The organism is Klebsiella sp. RHBSTW-00215 (assembly GCF_014103785.1).
GTDB lineage: Bacteria > Pseudomonadota > Gammaproteobacteria > Enterobacterales > Enterobacteriaceae > Klebsiella.
In genome coordinates, this window is sequence record NZ_JABXQS010000001.1 from 711,986 (window position 1) to 728,599 (window position 16,614).

The 16,614-nt window shown below is 52.5% G+C and carries 20 protein-coding genes; 15 read left to right on the plus strand and 5 right to left on the minus strand.

Translation table 11 applies throughout. The annotated features are described in order from the left end of the window. Positions 1-235 precede the first annotated feature (235 nt). Positions 236-1,204: a TerC family protein gene (locus HV127_RS03425; protein WP_142982311.1), complete on the plus strand. Its 969-nt coding sequence runs from the start codon at positions 236-238 to the stop codon at positions 1,202-1,204. Between the two features lie 254 nt (positions 1,205-1,458). Further along, complete coding sequence (gene sstT, locus HV127_RS03430) at positions 1,459-2,706, plus strand: serine/threonine transporter SstT (protein WP_139540608.1); 1,248 nt, start codon at positions 1,459-1,461, stop codon at positions 2,704-2,706. Between the two features lie 15 nt (positions 2,707-2,721). Here the strand turns inward: sstT and HV127_RS03435 are convergent, their stop codons facing one another. The 3 genes from HV127_RS03435 to uxaC form a co-directional block, all read right to left on the minus strand. After that, positions 2,722-3,276, minus strand: coding sequence for a YgjV family protein (locus HV127_RS03435; protein ID WP_182235020.1), 555 nt, complete (start codon positions 3,274-3,276; stop codon positions 2,722-2,724). Positions 3,277-3,395: 119 nt separating this feature from the next. Beyond that, a complete protein-coding gene (locus HV127_RS03440; protein ID WP_182235021.1) occupies positions 3,396-4,883 on the minus strand; it encodes an altronate dehydratase family protein in 1,488 nt (495 codons plus the stop codon). Between the two features lie 18 nt (positions 4,884-4,901). Beyond that, positions 4,902-6,314: a glucuronate isomerase gene (gene uxaC, locus HV127_RS03445; protein ID WP_182235022.1), complete on the minus strand. Its 1,413-nt coding sequence runs from the start codon at positions 6,312-6,314 to the stop codon at positions 4,902-4,904. A 480-nt stretch (positions 6,315-6,794) separates the two neighbouring features. On the opposite strand from uxaC, the gene HV127_RS03450 reads away from it, so the two are divergent. The 11 genes from HV127_RS03450 (at position 6,795) to HV127_RS03500 (ending at position 14,147) form a co-directional block, all read left to right on the plus strand. Beyond that, on the plus strand, positions 6,795-8,096 hold the full coding sequence (locus HV127_RS03450; protein ID WP_112213627.1) for an MFS transporter: 1,302 nt from the start codon (positions 6,795-6,797) through the stop codon (positions 8,094-8,096). A gap of 129 nt (positions 8,097-8,225) precedes the next feature. Further along, on the plus strand, positions 8,226-9,002 hold the full coding sequence (gene exuR / locus HV127_RS03455) for a transcriptional regulator ExuR (protein ID WP_182235023.1): 777 nt from the start codon (positions 8,226-8,228) through the stop codon (positions 9,000-9,002). Between the two features lie 338 nt (positions 9,003-9,340). Further along, positions 9,341-10,003, plus strand: a complete 663-nt coding sequence (gene yqjA, locus HV127_RS03460; protein ID WP_110272940.1) for a DedA family general envelope maintenance protein YqjA — start codon at positions 9,341-9,343, stop codon at positions 10,001-10,003. Positions 10,004-10,011: 8 nt separating this feature from the next. Further along, complete coding sequence (gene mzrA, locus HV127_RS03465) at positions 10,012-10,389, plus strand: EnvZ/OmpR regulon moderator MzrA (RefSeq protein WP_181421753.1); 378 nt, start codon at positions 10,012-10,014, stop codon at positions 10,387-10,389. Positions 10,390-10,539: 150 nt separating this feature from the next. After that, entirely contained in the window at positions 10,540-10,908 is a 369-nt protein-coding gene (locus tag HV127_RS03470) for a DUF1090 domain-containing protein (protein ID WP_182235024.1), read from the plus strand. A 45-nt stretch (positions 10,909-10,953) separates the two neighbouring features. Then, positions 10,954-11,259, plus strand: a complete 306-nt coding sequence (locus HV127_RS03475) for a YqjD family protein (RefSeq protein WP_004125506.1) — start codon at positions 10,954-10,956, stop codon at positions 11,257-11,259. Positions 11,260-11,261: 2 nt separating this feature from the next. Beyond that, complete coding sequence (locus tag HV127_RS03480; protein ID WP_112213622.1) at positions 11,262-11,660, plus strand: phage holin family protein; 399 nt, start codon at positions 11,262-11,264, stop codon at positions 11,658-11,660. Beyond that, positions 11,657-11,956, plus strand: a complete 300-nt coding sequence (locus tag HV127_RS03485) for a YqjK-like family protein (protein WP_182235025.1) — start codon at positions 11,657-11,659, stop codon at positions 11,954-11,956. Before HV127_RS03480 ends, HV127_RS03485 begins: the two co-directional genes overlap by 4 nt. Before the next feature lie 249 nt (positions 11,957-12,205). Next, positions 12,206-12,598: a DoxX family protein gene (locus HV127_RS03490; protein WP_110272936.1), complete on the plus strand. Its 393-nt coding sequence runs from the start codon at positions 12,206-12,208 to the stop codon at positions 12,596-12,598. Between the two features lie 67 nt (positions 12,599-12,665). Next, entirely contained in the window at positions 12,666-13,652 is a 987-nt protein-coding gene (locus HV127_RS03495) for a glutathione S-transferase family protein (protein WP_182240549.1), read from the plus strand. Between the two features lie 126 nt (positions 13,653-13,778). Further along, a complete protein-coding gene (locus tag HV127_RS03500) occupies positions 13,779-14,147 on the plus strand; it encodes a DUF805 domain-containing protein (protein ID WP_112213618.1) in 369 nt (122 codons plus the stop codon). A gap of 37 nt (positions 14,148-14,184) precedes the next feature. Here the strand turns inward: HV127_RS03500 and HV127_RS03505 are convergent, their stop codons facing one another. After that, positions 14,185-15,081 (minus strand): LysR family transcriptional regulator, encoded by an 897-nt coding sequence (locus HV127_RS03505; RefSeq protein ID WP_110272932.1) that lies wholly within the window; start codon positions 15,079-15,081, stop codon positions 14,185-14,187. 104 nt (positions 15,082-15,185) lie between these two features. Here HV127_RS03505 and HV127_RS03510 point away from each other — a divergent pair, with 104 nt between their 5' ends. Both HV127_RS03510 and HV127_RS03515 read left to right on the plus strand, forming a co-directional pair. Continuing rightward, on the plus strand, positions 15,186-15,887 hold the full coding sequence (locus HV127_RS03510) for a pirin family protein (protein ID WP_182235026.1): 702 nt from the start codon (positions 15,186-15,188) through the stop codon (positions 15,885-15,887). A 24-nt stretch (positions 15,888-15,911) separates the two neighbouring features. Continuing rightward, entirely contained in the window at positions 15,912-16,073 is a 162-nt protein-coding gene (locus tag HV127_RS03515; protein ID WP_182235027.1) for a hypothetical protein, read from the plus strand. 36 nt (positions 16,074-16,109) lie between these two features. Here HV127_RS03515 and HV127_RS03520 read toward each other — a convergent pair whose 3' ends face one another. Next, complete coding sequence (locus HV127_RS03520; protein ID WP_112213616.1) at positions 16,110-16,520, minus strand: Spy/CpxP family protein refolding chaperone; 411 nt, start codon at positions 16,518-16,520, stop codon at positions 16,110-16,112. Positions 16,521-16,614: the final 94 nt, after the last annotated feature.

Sequence of the window (16,614 nt, forward strand, 5' to 3'; positions counted from 1 at the left end):
GACTCCATTGACGCCATTTATAACTTGTAATACTTTGTTACGCGCAAAGGGGAGTAACTTCCTTGCCGGCCGATCGTCATTACGATGCGTGAAAAACCGCATCCGGTCGCCGGGCAACAAGATTCAATTCTTGTTGTAAGTGAGACCTTGCCGGAAGGCGAGGTCTATGCATAAAAGCGCAGCGGCTGCCGTCTTCCGACGTCAGCCGTTTTGTTTTTATGTAAGGAATATCGTAATGAATACTGTCGGCACACCGTTGTTATGGGGCGGATTCGCAGTGGTCGTGGTCATCATGTTGGCTATCGACCTATTGCTGCAAGGACGGCGTGGTGCACATAGCATGACCATGAAGCAAGCCGCTGGCTGGTCAATCCTCTGGGTTACCCTCTCACTTCTGTTTAACGCCGCTTTCTGGTGGTATCTGGTGCAGACCGAAGGTCGCGCCGTGGCCGACCCGCAAGCGCTGGCGTTCCTCACCGGTTATCTGATCGAAAAAGCGCTGGCCGTGGATAACGTTTTCGTCTGGCTGATGCTGTTTAGCTACTTCGCCGTTCCGCCTGCGCTTCAGCGTCGGGTGCTGGTCTATGGCGTACTTGGCGCGATCGTGCTGCGTACGATCATGATCTTTGCCGGTAGCTGGCTGATCTCCCAGTTCGAGTGGCTGCTCTACGTTTTCGGCGCATTCCTGCTGTTTACTGGTGTGAAAATGGCGCTGGCGAAAGAGGATGATTCCGGTATCGGCGATAAGCCGCTGGTGCGCTGGATACGCAGTCATCTGCGCATGACCGATAAGATTGACGGCGAACATTTCTTTCTCCGCAAAAACGGCGTGCTATACGCTACGCCGCTGCTGCTGGTGCTGATTCTGGTCGAGCTGAGCGACGTTATCTTTGCCGTTGACAGTATTCCGGCCATCTTCGCCGTCACCACCGATCCGTTTATCGTGCTGACCTCAAACCTGTTCGCGATTCTCGGCCTGCGTGCGATGTACTTCCTGCTGGCGGGCGTCGCAGAACGCTTCTCGATGCTGAAATATGGCCTGTCGGTGATCCTGGTGTTTATCGGTATCAAGATGCTGATTGTCGATTTCTTCCACATTCCAATCGGTATCTCGCTTGGCGTGGTAGGTGGCATTCTGGTATTGACGCTGCTCATCAATGCCTGGGTCAATAAGCAGCGCGACAAGAAAAAACAGCTGCAATAAGCCATCAAAAACCGGGTGAAGACCTCTTTCACCCGGTCTGCAACTTTCGCCGCGTATTATTCTTACTCATGTCACAAAATCGTTAATATATAGTTAAAAAATGAATTCTCAGAGCCAGAGACAGAATTTTACCCTTCCCCAATAGCGTTCTTTCCGTATACTCAACCAGGCAAACATTTATTTACATCCGGATATAAACGTTACAAATAATGCGTAGCCGGGACGGACAGCAACATCACAGGAAGGAATGAATCATGGCAACTCAATCAACCCGATCGACCCTGCTACGGCGACTGACTCAGGGTAGTCTGGTCAAACAAATTTTAATCGGACTGATACTGGGAATTTTGCTGGCTCTGGTTTCTAAACCAGCAGCAGAAGCAACCGGGCTGCTCGGTACATTATTCGTCGGCGCATTGAAGGCTGTCGCACCTGTACTAGTACTGACGTTAGTCATGGCTTCCATCGCCAACCACCAGCAGGGACAAAAAACCAATATTCGTCCCATTTTGGTTCTCTATCTGCTCGGAACATTTTCTGCCGCGCTAACCGCTGTAGTCGTCAGTTTTATCTTTCCCTCAACGTTACTACTGGCAACCGGCGCGACAGACATCACTCCACCCACGGGTATTGTTCAGGTGGTTCACGGACTGTTGATGAGTATTGTTGCTAACCCCTTTCACGCGTTGATCAATGCTAACTACATCGGGATTTTAGTCTGGGCAGTCGGTCTCGGCTTTGCACTACGCCACAGCAATCAGACCACTAAAAATCTGGTAAATGACCTCTCTAATGCCGTGACTTTTATCGTGGTGTTGGTCATTCGCTTTGCGCCTGTGGGTATTTTCGGGCTAGTGGCCTCAACACTGGCTACTACTGGTTTCTCCGCGCTGTGGGGTTATGCGCAACTGCTGTTGGTACTAATTAGTTGTATGGCTGTTGTCGCACTGGTGATCAACCCGTTGCTGGTGTTTTTACAAATCCGTCGTAACCCCTATCCGCTGGTTCTACTCTGCCTGCGGGAGAGCGGCGTCTATGCATTCTTTACACGCAGCTCCGCCGCTAATATTCCAGTGAATATGGCACTGTGTGAGAAGCTGAATCTGGATCGCGATACCTATTCCGTTTCTATACCGCTGGGTGCGACCATCAATATGGCAGGTGCAGCAATAACCATTACCGTATTAACCCTGGCTGCAGTACATACGTTAGGAATTCCAGTGGATCTACCAACAGCTCTGCTACTGAGCATCGTCGCATCACTATGCGCCTGTGGTGCCTCAGGAGTTGCTGGTGGCTCTCTCCTGCTAATTCCGCTCGCTTGCAATATGTTCGGTATTCCAAATGAAATAGCAATGCAGGTCGTTGCCGTTGGGTTTATTATTGGCGTTCTTCAGGATTCTTGTGAAACCGCAATCAACTCCTCTACCGACGTGATGTTTACCGCCGCAGTTTGTCAGGCGGAAGACGCACGTATGGCGAAAAACGCCCTGCGCAATTAATCTTTCCCCCCTCCGCTAACGCGCGGAGGGGCTCTCTTCCTGCACTACCTTTTCCACTCTAAACGGGTCAATACCGCGTTTTTGCATCCGCCGGAAGCGAACGATGTTCAGACCGTTCATGACCAGAAAACTGCCTTCAATCATCGTGCCGCCAATCGAGCCCAGCCAGAAGTTATGGATAACCCAGCAAGCGGTCGCACACCACATCACGCAGCGAACGGTTAAGCCGGTACAGCGAAAGAGCGCCCAGGTGCTAGCGAGCGTGCCAACAATCGGCAGCAGCTCCATCGCGTGTTGCAGCTTTGCGAGCCCCAATACCAGAGTGAGCACAATAAACACGGTCATCACCCACAGCTTACGGGTGCGCATAGAGATAAGGGTTCGGACGGTATTGAGCTCGGCGCTCATGCCCGCCGGATACGCGCCCATCAAAAAGAAATGTACGCCAATGGTGGCGCTATAGACGGCAAGCTGCAGCTTAAAGCGGCGCTCATCGCGGTTGAAAAAGGTCGTAATACCGATCAGAAAGGCGATGACACCAACGCCCTGGGCAAGCCAATACGCGGTCATGGGAAGTCCTTATAAAACAAAACGGCGCATCATACTCTGAAACACCGCTTTTGAAACGCCTCCCTTTATTACTCAATAAGGTTTCACGCCGCAATCACGGCGTGAAAGATAACGAGTCATTAGAGAGTGACGCCGCTTTTGAATATCGCCAGTTCGCGGAAATCATTACGTTCGTTGCAGGTCTGCTTACCGTTAGCAAAGTCCACAATAGTATCCACGAACTCATCCAGCAGCTGCGGCATTGCTTTACCGTGAATCAGCTGACCGGCATCGAAGTCGATCCAGTGTTTTTTCTTCGCCGCCAGTTCACTGTTAGTGGCAATTTTCACCGTCGGAACGAAACCGCCGTATGGCGTGCCGCGACCGGTACTGAACAGCACCATATGGCAGCCCGCCCCGGCCAGCGCGCTGGTCGCTACCGCATCGTTGCCCGGCGCGCTCAGCAGATTAAGGCCGTGAACTTTCAGGCGTTCACCGTAGCGCAGCACGTCAACCACCTGGCTGGAGCCCGCTTTCTGCGTACAGCCCAAAGATTTATCTTCCAGCGTAGTGATGCCGCCCGCTTTGTTGCCCGGCGATGGGTTCTCGTAAATCGGCTGATCATGGGCGATAAAGTACTGTTTAAAGTCGTTAACCATCGTCACCAGCTTGCCGAAGGTCTCTTCGTCGCGACAGTGGCTCATCAGCAGTTGTTCGGCACCGAACATTTCCGGTACTTCGGTCAGCACGGTGGTGCCGCCGTTGGCAATCAGGTAATCCGAGAAACGGCCCAGCATTGGGTTCGCGGTGATGCCGGACAGACCATCGGAACCGCCGCATTCGAGACCAAACTTCAGCTCGCTCAGTTTACCCGGCTCACGCTTGTCGTTACGCATCACGTCGTAAAGCTGATGGAGATGCTCGATCCCCGCTTCCACTTCGTCATCCTGGTGTTGGCAAATCATAAAGTGAACACGTTCAGGATCGAACTCACCTAAGGTTTCGCGGAACGCATCCACCTGGTTGTTTTCGCAACCCAGACCAACTACCAGCACCGCGCCCGCATTTGGGTGACGCACCATATTTTGCAGCATGGTACGGGTGTTAATGTGATCGTCGCCGAGTTGCGAACAGCCGTAGGTGTGGCTGAAGAGATGAACGCCGTCGATACCTTCAGCATCATTTGTCTCTTTGAGAAAACGATTCTGCATCTGACGGGCCATGGCGTTGACGCAGCCAACGGTCGGCAGGATCCACAGCTCGTTACGCACGCCAACATCGCCGTTGGCGCGACGATAAATCTGGATATCGCGATCCGCAGGCTGCGCGACGGGCTCGATAAGTTCCGGTTGATAGCTATACGCGTCGAGATCGCTTAAGTTAGTGCGCGTATTGTGGGAGTGGATATGTTCCCCCGGCGCAATATCCGCCAGCGCATGTCCTATCGGCAGACCGTACTTAACGACGTTGTCTCCCTTCGCAATGCTACGCAGCGTAAACTTATGCCCGCGCGCAACATCCTGAGCCAACGTGACCGTATCGCCGTCAATGGTGACCACCGTGCCTGCCGCCATATCCGCCAACGCTACCGCGACGTTATCTTGCGAATGGATTTTAATGTATTGCATATCAACCGACCTCTGGTCTTAGTTCAGTTCAATGGCGAAGTAGTCACGCGCATTGTTAAAGCAAATGTTTTTCACCATCTCACCCAGCAGCTGAATATCCGCCGGCGCTTCGCCAGCCTCAACCCAACGGCCAATCATCTGGCACAGGATGCGACGGAAGTATTCGTGACGGGTGTAGGAGAGGAAGCTGCGGCTATCGGTCAGCATACCGACAAAGCGGCTCAGCAGGCCAAGCTGTGCCAGCTGGGTCATCTGACGTTCCATGCCGTCTTTCTGATCGTTGAACCACCAGCCGGAACCGAACTGCATCTTGCCCGGCATGCCTTCCCCCTGGAAGTTGCCTGTCATGGTGCCCAGCACTTCGTTGTCACGCGGGTTCAGGCAGTAGAGGATGGTTTTCGGCAGCAGGTTTTCTTCGTTCTGTTTGCTGAGCAGTTTGGACAACTCTTCCGCCATCGGACGGTCATTGATGGAGTCGAAACCAACATCTGGCCCTAACAGTTTGAACTGACGCTGGTTGTTGTTACGCAGTGCGCCAATGTGGTACTGCTGCACCCAGCCGCGACGGGCGTATTCCGCGCCGAGGAACACCAACACGGCAGTTTTGAACTGCGCCACTTCATGCTCGCTGAGGGCTTCACCTGCCAGACGACGCGCCAGGATGCTATCCAGTTCGCTTTCGTTAGCTTCGGCGAACAGCACCACATCCAGCGCGTGGTCAGAAACCTTACAACCGTGGGCGGCGAAGTGATCCAGGCGTTTCGTCAGCGCGGACTGCAGGTCGGCAAAGCGACGAATGTCGGTATCGGACACTTCGCCCAGCTTCGCCATGTAATCGTTGAAGGTCGCCTGTTCGATGTTGAACGCTTTATCCGGGCGCCAGCTCGGCAGCACTTTCACGGAGAAGGTACTGTCTTTAGCGACAGAGGCATGATGTTCCAGCGAATCGATTGGGTCGTCGGTGGTGCCAACCATTTTCACGTTCATCTGCTGCATGATGCCGCGAGCGGAGAAGCTATCCTGAGCCAGCAGGTCGTTGCATTGATCCCAGATTTCACCCGCAGTAGCTGGGGAAAGAACCTTACCTGTAATACCAAAAGGACGACGTAGTTCAAGATGGGTCCAGTGGTATAACGGGTTGCCAATGGTATGCGGTACGGTGGCCGCCCAGGCGTCAAATTTCTCGCGATCGGAAGCATCCCCAGTACACAGGCGCTCGGCAACGCCGTTGGTACGCATCGCACGCCATTTGTAGTGATCGCCTTTCAGCCAGATGTCATACAGATTTTTAAAGCGGTAATTTTCCGCGATCTGCTGCGGCGGTAAATGGCAGTGATAGTCGAAAATCGGCTGATCTTTAGCGTAATCATGGTACAGGCGGCGGGAAAACTCGGTATCAAGCAGAAAATCTTCGGTCATAAACGGTGTCATTTTCGTGTCCTCTTCAGCCCCTGGGGAGCCCATCAGATGATTGACTATAATGCTGATAAAGTTATCACACCAATTTCTACAGGCCGAAGTATTTTTCGTGAGTTAGATCAATAAACGTCAATAAATAAATTACCATCAAAGGAGTAAACAGCCCGCCAGGGCGCGCCAGCTCTGGCCTCTCTCACAGAAATAAATGCCCACACAAACTTTCCCACTTTTGTGATGTCACTCACCTTTTGAAGTTGTATGACAAGTTATCTTGCTGCCGTCGAAACATATAAACCGACGGAATGCATTACCGACGAATATCACGTCGGATTTACCGGTATGGACACCGAATTAGACACAACAGTTAATGGCAAGGTTCGGGCCATACGAGGCTTCCTCTCCTGAACCCTCCGTTTCACCTTCTTCGCCGCAGTTACAGGGCTGGAAGATAGCCGCACCCGCTGCGGATATATAACAAACGATGAGGTTTACATGCGTAAAATTAAAGGGTTACGTTGGTACATGATCGCGCTGGTGACGTTAGGCACCGTGCTCGGGTACCTGACGCGTAACACTGTGGCGGCAGCTGCGCCAACTCTGATGGAAGAGTTACACATCTCCACCCAACAGTATTCCTATATCATCGCGGCCTATTCCGCTGCTTATACCGTCATGCAGCCGGTTGCCGGCTACGTGCTGGACGTTTTGGGTACCAAAATCGGCTATGCCTTCTTTGCTGTCGCCTGGGCAGTCTTCTGCGGCTCCACGGCGCTGGCGGGAAGCTGGGGCGGCCTGGCGCTGGCGCGTGGCGCAGTAGGTGCCGCTGAAGCCGCGATGATCCCCGCAGGTCTGAAGGCCAGCTCTGAATGGTTCCCGGCAAAAGAGCGTTCAATCGCTGTCGGCTACTTCAACGTTGGCTCTTCTATCGGTGCAATGATCGCGCCGCCGCTGGTGGTATGGGCTATCGTAATGCACAGCTGGCAGATGGCGTTTATTATCTCCGGCGTCCTGAGCTTTGCCTGGGCAATGGCCTGGCTGGTTTTCTACAAACACCCGCGCGATCAGAAAAAATTAACCGAAGAAGAACGCGAATATATTATTGGTGGCCAGGAGTCTCAGCATCAGACCAATAACGGCAAGAAAATGTCCCCGTGGCAGATTCTGCGCAACCGTCAGTTCTGGGGTATCGCCCTGCCGCGCTTCCTTGCAGAACCTGCATGGGGGACCTTCAACGCGTGGATCCCGCTGTTCATGTTTAAAGTTTACGGCTTTAACCTGAAAGAGATCGCCATGTTTGCGTGGATGCCGATGCTGTTTGCCGACCTCGGGTGCATCATTGGGGGTTACCTGCCGCCGCTGTTCCAGCGCTGGTTTGGCGTTAACCTGATCGTTTCGCGTAAAATGGTGGTCACCATGGGTGCGCTGCTGATGATTGGCCCAGGGATGATCGGTCTGTTCACCAGCCCATTCGTGGCTATCGCGCTGCTGTGCGTTGGTGGCTTTGCTCACCAGGCGCTGTCCGGTGCGCTGATCACGCTCTCTTCCGACGTATTTGGTCGTAACGAAGTGGCAACGGCGAACGGGATGACCGGGATGGCCGCATGGCTGGCAAGCACTCTGTTTGCCCTGGTTGTCGGCGCGCTGGCGGATACCATTGGCTTTAGCCCGCTGTTCGCCGTACTGGCGGTATTCGATGTGCTGGGCGCGATAGTTATCTGGACGGTACTGAAAAATAAATCAGCCGATGACGATCCCACGCCGTTAAACACCAGTAAACCGGCAACGCAAAGCTAGAGTCTGCCTGGTTAATTAGGACATGAAAGCCGCCGGTATAAAGGCGGCTTTTTCGTCTCTTCTGGTGGTGAGAAGCGCGTAAAAGTGGTATAACAAATCCAATATTGTCGCCATCTCCCGGGAGCGAATATGGAAATCACTGAACCGCGTCGTTTGTATCAGCAGCTTGCCGCCGAGTTGAAGACGCGTATTGAACAAGGTGTCTACCTTGTGGGCGATAAACTGCCCGCAGAGCGGTTTATTGCTGATGAAAAAAGCGTTAGCCGCACCGTGGTTCGCGAAGCCATTATTATGCTGGAAGTGGAAGGCTACGTTGAAGTACGCAAAGGTTCCGGCATCCACGTTATCTCCAACCAACCGAAGCATCAGCAAATTCCTGATGAGTCGCTGGAGTTCGCCAGCTACGGTCCGTTTGAGCTGCTGCAAGCCCGTCAGCTCATTGAAAGTAATATCGCCGAGTTCGCTGCCACTCAGGTGACCAAGCAAGACATCATGAAACTGATGGAAATACAGGAGAAAGCGCGTAAAGAAAAATGCTTCCGCGACTCCGAGTGGGATCTTCAGTTTCACGTTCAGGTGGCTCTGGCGACGCAAAACACCGCCTTAGCCGCTATCGTTGAAAAGATGTGGACCCAGCGTGTGCATAACCCGTACTGGAAAAAGCTGCACGACCACATCGACCTGCGCACCGTCGATAACTGGTGCGACGATCATGACCAAATCCTCAAAGCGCTTATCCGCAAGGATCCACACGCGGCAAAACTGGCCATGTGGCAGCATCTGGAAAACACCAAGCTCATGCTGTTTAACGAAACCAGCGATGACTTCGAATTCAATGCGGACCGCTATCTGTTTGCTGATAATCCGGTCGTTCATCTCGATACCGTCGCCAACGGCGTAAAATAGGCCATTATCTTCTTCTCGGGCAGCCATTGCGCCGCTGCCCGCAAACCCCACAGGGTAAGCAAAACATATATAGTGTCAGCCTGTGTAAATACTCTCGCCTCCCTCCTTCGCAATCAGCAAAATCAATATGCAACAAACAGCAATTTCTATGACGTAAAGTCAGCTGGTTTGTTACAATTAGATGCATTTTGTCGTTCTGAGAGTTAGCTTTTGCTTACTTCACTTTTAAACAGGGATCCGTTCAGAGCGCAGCAGCGACCATAATCCAATAAGAAGCCATGTCGCCATGCATACACCGCGTTCAGACGTGCCGTTAACCGATGTACCAGGAATCGTGAATGGAACTATTAACCCAATTATTGAATGCCTTGTGGGCTCAGGATTACGAAACTCTCGCTAATCCGTCCATGATTGGCATGCTGTATTTCGTCTTATTTATGATTTTGTTCCTTGAGAACGGTTTGCTACCTGCCGCCTTTTTACCGGGCGACAGCCTGCTCGTGCTGGTCGGCGTGTTGATTGCTAAGGGCGCGATGGGCTTTCCTGAAACGCTGTTGCTCCTCACCGCTGCGGCAAGTCTCGGCTGCTGGCTAAGCTACATTCAGGGTCGCTGGTTGGGCAATACGCGAATCGTACAAAACTGGCTTTCGCACCTACCCTCACACTACCACCAGCGCGCGCATCACCTTTTCCATAAACACGGGCTTTCTGCGCTGCTGATAGGCCGTTTTATCGCCTTCGTCCGCACGCTACTGCCAACCATTGCCGGGCTATCAGGCCTGAGCAGCGCACGCTTCCAGTTCTTTAACTGGATGAGCGGCCTGTTATGGGTTTTGATTCTCACCTCGCTGGGATATCTGCTGGGGAAAACGCCGGTATTCCTGAAGTATGAAGATCAGCTGATGTCCTGCCTGATGCTGCTGCCCGTCGCGCTGCTGGTGTTTGGTTTGATTGGATCGCTGGTTGTCCTGTGGAAGAAAAAACACAGAAGCCGGAGCTGATGATGGTGATTAAACGTCCTTCACTGCGTCACATAAGCTGGGTGCTGGGCGGCTCGTTACTCCTGTGCGGTCTGTTCTGGCTCTGGCTGACCGTGCAACAGCAGGAATCCACGCTGGCAATCCGCCCGGTCAGTCAGGGAATCAGCATGCCGGATGGTTTTTCCGTCTGGCATCATCTCGACGCCAACGGCATCCGTTTTAAAAGCATTACGCCGCAAAATGATGGCCTGTTAATCAAGTTTGACTCCAACGCCCAGGGCATAGCGGCCAAAGAAGTGCTGGGCCGCGCTCTGCCGCATGGCTATATTATTGCCTTGCTGGACGATGATAATTCGCCGACGGCCTGGATTTCACGCTTGCGCGATACCCCGCATAGATTCGGATAAGCAACGAAAATTCCGAATATTTTCACCCGGTTTGGTGATTCTCCGTTTTACTTACTATGCTTAAGTTCGCGGGGGTGACCAGACCCACGTTAATCAACTGGATCGGGTATAGTCGTTAGATATGCCCTCACACAATGGAAGGTAGCATCCATGAAACACCGCATCGCTTTGATCCTGGTACTGACTTCACTTAGCACCAGCGCCTTTGCCATCTCCCCTTGTCAGGAAAAAGAGCAGGACATCCAGCGGGAGATTAGCTACGCAGAAAAACATCATAATCAGAACCGTATTGATGGTTTGAATCGGGCGCTTAGTGAATTCAGAGCAAACTGCAGCGACAGTAAGCTCAAAGCTGAACACCAGCAAAAAATCGCCAAACAGCAAGCAGAGATAGCCGAACGGCAGAACGATCTGCGCGAAGCCGAACAGAAAGGCGATGCTGACAAAATCAGCAAACGCCAGCATAAACTTGATGAAGCGCAGCAAGAGCTGAAAACGCTGCAATCTCGCGAGTATTAATCGGTTAAGTAAGACCAATATGGACCACTTTAACAGGAGATAAACATGGCTAAAGATAACGTTGCAGAAGACCTGCGTGCGGAACTAAAAACGCTGGCTGATACCCTGGAAGAAGTGCTGAACTCCTCCACGGATAAATCGAAAGAAGAGATTGGTAAGCTGCGTAGCAAAGCCGAAAGCGCGCTGAAGGAGAGCCGAGTTCGTTTGGGAGAAACCAGCGACGCCATTGTGAAGCAAACGCGCGAAACCGCTGCTCGCGCCGATGAATACGTCCGCGAAAATCCGTGGACCGGCGTCGGAATTGGCGCAGCTGTCGGATTGGTGCTGGGTGTTCTGCTGACGCGTCGCTGATTATGGCAAACTCTCAACACACGCAGGGGCCGGGGCAAAGCGTTTTCGGTATTGGTCAGCGGATAGTTACCCTGCTGGTCGAAATGGTGGAAACGCGCCTGCGCCTGGTGGTCGTGGAGCTGGAAGAGGAGAAAGCGAATCTCTTTCAGCTGTTTCTGATGCTAGGGCTGACGTTGCTATTTGCTGCATTCGGGTTGATGAGCCTGTTGGTCCTCATTATCTGGGCCGTCGATGCGCAATATCGCCTGAACGTGATGATAGCCACCACCGTAACCCTGCTGCTGGCGGCGCTTATTGGCGGTATCTGGACGCTTAGTAAGGCCCGACGTTCGACGTTTCTGCGCCTTACGCGTCAGGAACTGGCTAACGACAGGTCCTTACTGGAGGACGATAAGCCATGAGCCGCGACCAACAGGAACGTGAACGGCAAAAAGCACGTCTGCTGCGTCTAATCCAACAGCAACGGCTGGATCTCAACGCCAGCCGTCGCGACTGGCTGGAGGCAACCGCGCCAATAGATCGCGGCTGGCATACCCTACTTAACTTGCGTTCATGGGCGATGGTCGGCAGTGGACTCGTCGCGGTGTGGTCTGTCCGCCACCCGCGCTTTTTACTCCGTTGGACAAAACGCAGCTTTGGTCTCTGGAGCACCTGGCGCATGGTGCGTAGCCTCCTGCGTCAGCAATCAACACGCTGAGGCACATCTGTGCCTCTTCTTATTTAACGTCCCCCACCGAACACCATCTCCAGACCGCTCAGCCGGCCCTTCTATTCATTTGCTTTATCAATGGTTACTCAGAATCTTTGAAGTAGATCTACAGTTTTCCTTGCTAACAATTACGTCACAGCCTCGCTAATATTCACTCCATCGACAGCAACCCCGCGTCATACGCAGGATTGCACCAAAAAACAAAATCGCCGCCCTTTGGGTTTTATGGAGTAAGAAATGAAAAAATTAGAAGATGTTGGGGTACTGGTAGCACGCATTCTGATGCCAATTCTGTTTATCACCGCAGGTTGGGGAAAAATCACTGGTTATGCGGGTACCCAACAATATATGGAAGCGATGGGCGTCCCTGGGTTTATGCTGCCGCTGGTTATTCTGCTTGAATTTGGCGGCGGTCTGGCAATCCTGTTCGGTTTCCTGACTCGCACTACCGCGCTGTTCACCGCAGGCTTCACCGTACTGACCGCGTTCCTGTTCCACAGCAACTTTGCTGAAGGCGTGAACTCGCTGATGTTCATGAAAAACCTGACCATCGCTGGCGGCTTCCTGCTGCTGGGTATCACCGGTCCGGGCGCATTCAGTATCGACCGCGTGCTGAATAAAAAGTGGTAAGCGCACTATACTGATTAAAAAAAGCGAGGGGACATCTCCTCGCTTTTGCTATCTGAGGGAGGAAATGATGGGACAATTAATTGACGGCGTCTGGCACGATACCTGGTACGACACCCAATCCACCGGAGGGCGGTTCAAGCGTTCTGTTTCTGCCTTTCGCAACTGGCTAACCGCCGACGGCGCACCAGGACCGGGTGGTGAACCCGGGTTTCCGGCGGAAAAAGACCGCTATCATCTGTACGTTTCTCTTGCCTGTCCATGGGCACATCGCACCTTAATTCTGCGCAAGCTGAAAGGGTTAGAGCCGTTTATTTCCGTCTCAGTGGTCAACCCTTTAATGTTCGAGAACGGCTGGACGTTCGACGATAGCTTTCCAGCGGCCACTGGCGATACCCTCTATCAGCACGAATTTCTTTATCAGCTTTACCTGCATGCCGATCCGCAATACAGCGGGCGCGTTACGGTGCCGGTGTTGTGGGATAAAAAACAGCACACCATCGTCAGTAACGAGTCGGCTGAAATCATCCGCATGTTCAACTCCGCTTTCGATGGGCTCGGTGCTCGTGCCGGAGATTACTATCCACCTGAGCTGCGTGAACAAATTGATGAGCTGAACGGCTGGATCTACGACAACGTCAACAACGGCGTTTATAAAGCCGGATTCGCCACCAGCCAGCAGGCCTACGACGAAGCGGTCGATGCGGTATTTACCTCGCTGGAGCGCCTTGAGCAAATCCTGGGACAGCACCGCTTCCTGACGGGTAACCAGTTAACCGAGGCAGATATTCGCCTGTGGACTACACTGGTTCGCTTCGACCCGGTGTATGTGACCCATTTTAAATGCGATAAACACCGCATCAGCGATTATCTCAATCTTTATGGCTTCCTGCGCGATATCTACCAGATGCCAGGCATTGCCGAAACGGTAGATTTTGCCCATATTCGCAACCACTACTACCGTAGCCATAAAACGATCAACCCAACCGGGATTATCTCCATTGGGCCACAGCAAGATCTCAGCGAGCCGCACGGCCGCGATCTTCGCTTCCGCTAAGATATTGGGCGCTATTTACAGCGCCCAATAATTCACTCGACAAATATTTGCCAACATTTCATTCGCGTCTATTCTTATTTCGATCGCTTTAAAAACAAGTGATTGACGGTTAATTGAGGCGTAGAAATGGACTGGTATCTTAAAGTATTACAAAACTATCTTGGATTTGGCGGCCGTGCCCGGCGCAAAGAGTACTGGATGTTTATTCTGGTCAACATCATCCTGACTGGCGTACTCAGCATCATTGATAAGATGCTCGGTTGGCAGCGCGCGGGAGGAGAAGGCATCCTGACAACTATCTATGCCATACTGGTATTTTTACCGTGGTGGGCGGTGCAGTTTCGTCGTTTGCACGACACCGACCGTTCAGCATGGTGGCTGTTATTACTGCTGATTCCTGTTATCGGCTGGCTGGTGATCATTATCTTTAATTGCCAGAACGGTACTCCCGGCAATAACCGCTTCGGGCCGGACCCAAAACCAACCTCATACTAAGCAATGCGCCCCTTGCCAAAAAGGGGCGCACGTTGCTCTATCTATTCATAAACAGCTTCGGGATCTCGCGCAGACACCATGACTTCGCTTCACCCATGCTATCGCGGCGCCAGGCCATAATGATATCAACTTCATTACTGTATTCCGGGCTGACCACCCGTAAACGACCTTCGGCAATATCCTGCTCAACGAGCGGATAAGGCATTGTCGCCACGCCCAGTCCTGCCAATAGCGCCTGACGTTTATCTTCAATCGTACTGACGGTTAATCGCGGCTGTTTGTCGAGCAGCTGCACCGTCAATACCGGGCGTTCGCGAGCGGTATCGGCCACCGCTACGCCGCGATACTTCACGCGCGTAACTTCAGAAAGCGGCTCTGGCTCTTGATGAATCGGATGATCCGGCGCGGCAACGTAGACGCTTGTCACCGAGTAAAGCTTGCGGGAATTAATTTCTGACGATGAGCGAAAATGCATATCCGGCGCAACGACAATATCCGCCCGCCCCTGCTCGAGGCGTTCCCACGCACCGGCCAGCACTTCAGTAATGATCGACAGCTGAGTATTAGATTTGGTCGCCAGCTTTTCAATCAGCGGGAATAGATTGGTGGTTGGCACCAGCGCTTCGGTAACAAGAGTCAGATGCGTTTCCCAACCGCGCGACAGGGCTTCAGCGTCGGTCGTCAACTTATCCGCCGCTTCCAGCAGAACCCGTCCACGCTCCAGCAGCATTCGCCCAACGTTGGTGAATTTTGTTCGATGTCCTGAGCGGTCAAACAGCACGACATCAAGCTCCTCCTCCAGCTTTTGCATGGTATAGCTCAGTGCCGAAGGAACACGACCGAGTTCATCAGCCGCAGCGGCAAAGCTTCCGCGTCGGTCAATCGCATCCATAACGCGCAACGCTTCCAGCGTTAGTGCTCTCTCTTTGGCCATCATTCTCTCATTCAGGAAATTTGAACATACCGGGCAGAATATCTGGCTAACAATACAGCGTCCATCCCTTTACCATTGATTTAGTGTAAAGAGAGGTCAAGAAAATGATTACTACCCGAACAGCCAAACAATGCGGTCAAGCTGACTTCGGCTGGCTGCAGGCCCGCTACACCTTTTCCTTTGGCCACTACTTCGACCCGAAACTGCTAGGCTACGCGTCTCTGCGCGTGCTCAACCAGGAAGTGCTGGCGCCCGGCGCCTCGTTCCAGCCGCGTACCTACCCGAAGGTCGATATTCTGAACCTGATACTGGAAGGGGAAGCGGAGTACCGCGACAGTGACGGCAACCATATCCAGGCGAAAGCGGGAGAGGCACTGCTGATTTCGACTCAACCCGGCGTCAGCTATAGCGAGCACAACCTGAGTAAAGAGGGTTCGTTGACGCGAATGCAGCTGTGGCTGGATGCTTGTCCGCAGCATGAAAATCCACTAGTCCAGAAAATAGCGATCGCCGCCGGGCCGCAACAGCTGCTGGCCTCGCCGGACGGAAGCCAAAATAGTCTCCAGTTGCGCCAGCAGGTATGGATTCACCATATCGAACTGGCAAAAGGCGAGCAGCTCAGCGTCCAGCTTCACGGCCCACGCGCCTATCTGCAGTCGATTCACGGGACGGTGCATGCTCTTGTACAAGAAGAAGAAAAACAGGCCCTGACCTGCGGTGACGGCGCGTTTATTCGTGACGAAGCTAACATTACCCTCGTCGCCGATACGCCGTTACGCGCTTTGCTGATAGATTTACCTGTGTAACAACGGCAGTAAGGGAGTTTGCCTGTGAGCAAGAAGAAAGCAAAAAAAGCAGCGATATTAGTGCAACAGCCGCAACCGGAAGTTATGGTCGCAGTCAGTTTTGGCTATGAAGAGATGTTAAGTGAACTGGAAGCTATCGTCGCGGAAGCGGAGATACGGATTCAGGACGAAGAGAGCCTCGCCTGACGTAAAAACATCGGCCCCGGAACGGGGCCGATTGATTTACTCGCTCAGTTCCTGGGCTAAATCTTTTTGCACCTGCTTGCGCTGCTCTGGCGTTAATACCTGGTTCACACCAAAATAGTATTTCACACGATAGTAGCGAACCTGCTGTTCTACTTTGCTAAATGCCGCCAACTGATCTTTAACCGCTTTTTCATTCCATTTGCCGGAATCGATCACATCAAACAGTACGCCGTCTTTAATATCTTTCTGGGAAATCTGCTGAACATTTTTTTCCAATTGCTGGTGCAGACTCTTAATTTTCGTTACCTGATCGTTGGTCAGCTTTAAATGTTGAACAATCGGATCCTGTGCTGGGGCTGGTGCAGCCTTAACATCAGCAGCCTGAGCCGCCATAGAGAATCCGCTAGCCAGAACAGCGGTGAACACGATACGGGTCATTAATTTCATTGTTTTATCCTGAAGGGTAATTGCCAGAAAGGGCGGCTTATTATTTTTCAGAAGCAGATGTGGAAATGTAAGAAATAGTACGTATAGATGTAGT

Bases quoted from the DNA above. Each gene is read 5' to 3' on its own strand.
- HV127_RS03475 (WP_004125506.1), top strand. From the start codon at position 10,954: ATGGCTAAAGATAACGTTGCAGAAGACCTGCGTGCGGAACTAAAAACG.
- HV127_RS03440 (WP_182235021.1), bottom strand. From the start codon at position 4,883: ATGCAATACATTAAAATCCATTCGCAAGATAACGTCGCGGTAGCGTTG.
- sstT (WP_139540608.1), top strand. From the start codon at position 1,459: ATGGCAACTCAATCAACCCGATCGACCCTGCTACGGCGACTGACTCAG.
- HV127_RS03485 (WP_182235025.1), top strand. From the start codon at position 11,657: ATGAGCCGCGACCAACAGGAACGTGAACGGCAAAAAGCACGTCTGCTG.
- uxaC (WP_182235022.1), bottom strand. From the start codon at position 6,314: ATGACACCGTTTATGACCGAAGATTTTCTGCTTGATACCGAGTTTTCC.
- HV127_RS03505 (WP_110272932.1), bottom strand. From the start codon at position 15,081: ATGGCCAAAGAGAGAGCACTAACGCTGGAAGCGTTGCGCGTTATGGAT.
- HV127_RS03450 (WP_112213627.1), top strand. From the start codon at position 6,795: ATGCGTAAAATTAAAGGGTTACGTTGGTACATGATCGCGCTGGTGACG.
- HV127_RS03425 (WP_142982311.1), top strand. From the start codon at position 236: ATGAATACTGTCGGCACACCGTTGTTATGGGGCGGATTCGCAGTGGTC.
- yqjA (WP_110272940.1), top strand. From the start codon at position 9,341: ATGGAACTATTAACCCAATTATTGAATGCCTTGTGGGCTCAGGATTAC.
- HV127_RS03470 (WP_182235024.1), top strand. From the start codon at position 10,540: ATGAAACACCGCATCGCTTTGATCCTGGTACTGACTTCACTTAGCACC.
- HV127_RS03500 (WP_112213618.1), top strand. From the start codon at position 13,779: ATGGACTGGTATCTTAAAGTATTACAAAACTATCTTGGATTTGGCGGC.
- HV127_RS03490 (WP_110272936.1), top strand. From the start codon at position 12,206: ATGAAAAAATTAGAAGATGTTGGGGTACTGGTAGCACGCATTCTGATG.
- HV127_RS03510 (WP_182235026.1), top strand. From the start codon at position 15,186: ATGATTACTACCCGAACAGCCAAACAATGCGGTCAAGCTGACTTCGGC.
- HV127_RS03520 (WP_112213616.1), bottom strand. From the start codon at position 16,520: ATGAAATTAATGACCCGTATCGTGTTCACCGCTGTTCTGGCTAGCGGA.
- HV127_RS03435 (WP_182235020.1), bottom strand. From the start codon at position 3,276: ATGACCGCGTATTGGCTTGCCCAGGGCGTTGGTGTCATCGCCTTTCTG.
- HV127_RS03480 (WP_112213622.1), top strand. From the start codon at position 11,262: ATGGCAAACTCTCAACACACGCAGGGGCCGGGGCAAAGCGTTTTCGGT.
- exuR (WP_182235023.1), top strand. From the start codon at position 8,226: ATGGAAATCACTGAACCGCGTCGTTTGTATCAGCAGCTTGCCGCCGAG.
- HV127_RS03495 (WP_182240549.1), top strand. From the start codon at position 12,666: ATGGGACAATTAATTGACGGCGTCTGGCACGATACCTGGTACGACACC.